This window comes from Terriglobales bacterium, from assembly GCA_035454605.1.
Taxonomy (GTDB): Bacteria; Acidobacteriota; Terriglobia; order Terriglobales; family Acidobacteriaceae; genus DATMAB01.
Window position 1 is genome coordinate 1 of the sequence record DATIGQ010000198.1, and the last position, 3,594, is coordinate 3,594.

The window sequence follows — 3,594 nt, forward strand, 5'->3', positions numbered from 1 at the left end:
GGCGCCACCTAATTCCTTCTTGCGCGTTGAAAGCAAAACATTTAGAACCAATCGGGAGCGATGCGGCATCCAACCGGCGTGGCCAACATGAGAGAAGCTGTCCCGGGGCTGCGCCGGATTCTTGCAGTCGTTCGCGGGGCATCCTGGCTGGCTCTGATTGCGCTTGGTTGGCCGGCGAGCGCGCAGACGCCCGCTCCCAACCTGTATCGTCCCCTGTCTTATGACTCCGGCAAAGCCGGACTCGAGCAGATGCTGCGCAAGCTGGGCACGACGGCGCGGCTGATGCACACCACCGCCCACCCGGATGACGAAGACGGCGGCATGATGACGCTGGAGTCGCGCGGGCGCGGCGCCAGTGTGCTGCTGCTGACGCTGAACCGCGGCGAAGGCGGGCAGAACAAGACCAGCAGCAACCTCTCCGACGAGCTGGGGGTGCTGCGCACGCTGGAACTGCTGGCCTCCGATCGCTATTACGGCGTGGAGCAGCGGTTCACGCGAGTGGTGGATTACGGATTCTCGAAATCCGCGGACGAGGCATTTGCCAAGTGGCAGGGCCACGACGTGGCCCTGGCCGACATGGTGCGCGTCATCCGCACGTTCCGGCCCGATGTGCTGGTTTCGCGCTTCCAGGGGACGTCTCGCGATGGTCACGGGCAACACCAGGCCGCGGGCATCCTCTCCCGCGAGGCTTTCCGCGCCGCCGGTGACCCGGCGCGCTTCCCGGAACAGATAGCCCAGGGTCTTGCGCCGTGGCAACCCAAGAAGTTCTACATGGACAACATCCGGCGTGAGGAGAATCCGACCCTGTCGCTCGAAACCAGCCAGCGCGATGACGTGCTGGGCAAGTCCTACGTAGAGGTTGCATTTGAAGGACTGGGCCGGCAACTTTCCCAGGGAGCTGGAGAGTGGCGTCTGACGCCGGGCCCGCGCTTCGCGAACTACAAGCTGGTGGATTCCGTGTTGCCGGCGGGAACCAGTGTGGCCGAGGAGAAAGATTACTTCGCCGGAATCGACACCACGCTGCCCGGCCTGGCAACACGCCTGGGAGAAGAAGAGTCCAAGGCCAGGTTCCTGCGTCCGGCGCTGATCGAGATTGAAGCACGCGTGAAGGAAGCCACGACAGCTGCCCGGAGCGATCCCGGGCCGGCGGCTCCCCCTCTGCTGCACGGACTGGAGCAGGTTCGCAGGCTCATCAAGCGGGTCGAGCATGCCGGCCTCTCGGCCGCGACCAAAGTGGACATACTCACCCACCTGCGCACCAAGGAGGACCAGTTCGAAGGCGCCGCGGCTCTGGCTTTGGGACTGGAGTTCGCGCTGGAGACGGATTCGCCCGCCGCCATGGTGACGCCGGGGGAGACCTTCAAGCTCACCGCGCGCACGGTGAATCGTGGCACTCGAACCGTGGAGGTAAAACAGGTGCGGCTCGGCCTTCCTCAGGGATGGACGGCGCGTGCGTCCGGAAAGGCTTCGCGGAAGATTGCGCCGGGCAGTGAAGCGGCGATGGAATTCGAAGTGAAGGTCGCGGAGAACGCGGACGCCACGCGGCCTTACTGGCGCCGCCGTGATCCAGAGGAAGAGTCCGTGTACACGCTCGATGATTCTGCGCTCGCATGCGAGCCGTTGCCGCCGCTGCCAATTCACGGTACCGCGACGTATGCGCTCGAGGGAGCAACGGGCGCGCTGCGTACCGTCGGGGCAGCAAAGTCGGGCCGGCCGCTGGTGGTGGTGCCGGCATTCTCCGTGCTCCCGGAGCCGCCTTCGGCCGTGGTGGTAGCCGGGAAAGACGGCGCCACGGAAGTTCGCGTGGGAGTGCGCAATAGCCTGGAAAAGGCAGTGCAGGCTACGCTCCGCCTGGAAGTGCCGGATGGCTGGAGCGCCGAGCCCGAAGCCCAGGCGGTTTCACTTCCGGCCGGAGAGTCCTCCACATTCATCTTTCGTATCTCGACGCCGGACCGAACCGAGGGGCGGCACGAGATCCGGGCCGGACTCGAGTCTGGCGGCCGCCTTTACACCGAGGGTTTCAGCATCGTGGAGCGCGAGGACCTGGGCGCGTCATATTTCTACCGTCCTGCGTTGCAGCACATTCACGCAGTGGACGTGAAGGTTCCCGAAGCACTGAAGATCGGCTACGTGATGGGCGCCGGAGACGACATTCCGGGCATCCTTCGCCAACTGGGTCTGGATGTGACGGAACTCACGCCGGCCGATGTCTCAGCAGGGAATCTCGCCCGCTTCGACACCATCATCCTGGGTATTCGCGCCTATGACGTCCGCGAAGACGTGCGCCAGGCAAACCGGCGCCTGCTGGATTACGTGGAGAACGGCGGCACGCTGATCGTGCAGTACAACTCGGAGCGGGAAGATTTCAACTCCGGCAACTACACGCCCTATCCGGCACGCGTGGGCCGTGGACGCGTGGCCTCGGAAGAGGCGCCGGTGGAAATACTCGCGCCGGAGGATCCTCTGTTTCGCTATCCCAACCTCATCGCTGCGCGCGACTTCGAAGGCTGGGCGCAGGAGCGCGGCCTCTACTTCATGGAGGAGTGGGACCAGCGCTACCAGCCGCTGCTTGCTTCCAACGATCCCGGCGAGCCACCGCTGAGGGGCGGCCTGCTGCGCGCCCGTTACGGGAAAGGCACGTACATCTTCAGCGGCTATTCCTTCTTCCGCCAATTGCCCGCCGGAGTGCCCGGCGCGGTACGGCTCTTCGTCAACCTGCTGAGCGCAGGACATGAGCCGCGCTGACGGCGAAGCGCCGCAGCCGCAGCTCATCCGCGGCATCGGACTGGGCGGCGCCACCGCGCTGAATATGATCGACATGATCGGCGTGGGACCCTTCATCACCATCCCGCTGATCGTGAGCGCGGCCGGCGGTCCGCAGGCAATGCTGGGATGGATCCTGGGCGCGGCGCTGGCCATCTGTGACGGACTGGTATGGGCGGAACTGGGCGCGGCCATGCCGGGCTCGGGCGGCTCCTACCGCTACCTGAAGGAGATCTATGGCGGGGAGAAACTGGGCCGTTTGTTCTCCTTCCTGTTCATCTGGCAGATTTCGTTCAGCGCACCGCTCTCCATCGCCTCGGGCTGCATCGGGTTGGCGCAATATGCCACCTACATCGTGCCGTCGCTGGAGCCTGCCTGGCTGACGCGTGAGTTCCGCCTGGGCCTGCCGCTGCTCGGCGATCTGCAAGCGCGCGTGCTCGTCAACCCGGGAACCTTCGTCGCGATCGGCGTGTGCCTGCTGGCGGTGTTTCTGCTCTACCGCCGCATCACGGTCATCGGATGGCTCTCCAAGGTCCTGTGGGTGGGTGTGGTCTCGACCATCGTCTGGATCATTTTCGCCGGTCTGACCCACTTCAATCCTCGCCTTGCGTTCGATTTTCCTCCCAATGCCTTCGTGCTCAACGAGAACTTCTTCATCGGGTTCGGCGCGGCATTGCTCATTGCCACGTACGACTACTGGGGCTACTACAACGTCTGCTTCTTCGGAGACGAGGTACGCGATCCGGGGCGAAACATCCCGCGGGCCCTGCTGTATTCCATCGTGGCCGTGGCCAGCATTTACATCGTGATGAACATCAGCATCCTGGGCGT

The 3,594-nt window shown here is 64.5% G+C and carries 2 protein-coding genes; both read left to right on the forward strand.

Annotated elements, in window-relative coordinates:
* Positions 1 to 87: 87 nt before the first annotated feature.
* A complete protein-coding gene (locus VLE48_13885; GenBank protein ID HSA94100.1) occupies positions 88 to 2,745 on the forward strand; it encodes a PIG-L family deacetylase in 2,658 nt (885 codons plus the stop codon).
* On the forward strand, positions 2,732 to 3,594 hold an 863-nt coding region (locus tag VLE48_13890; GenBank protein ID HSA94101.1), incomplete at its 3' end, for an amino acid permease. The genes VLE48_13885 and VLE48_13890, both read left to right, overlap by 14 nt.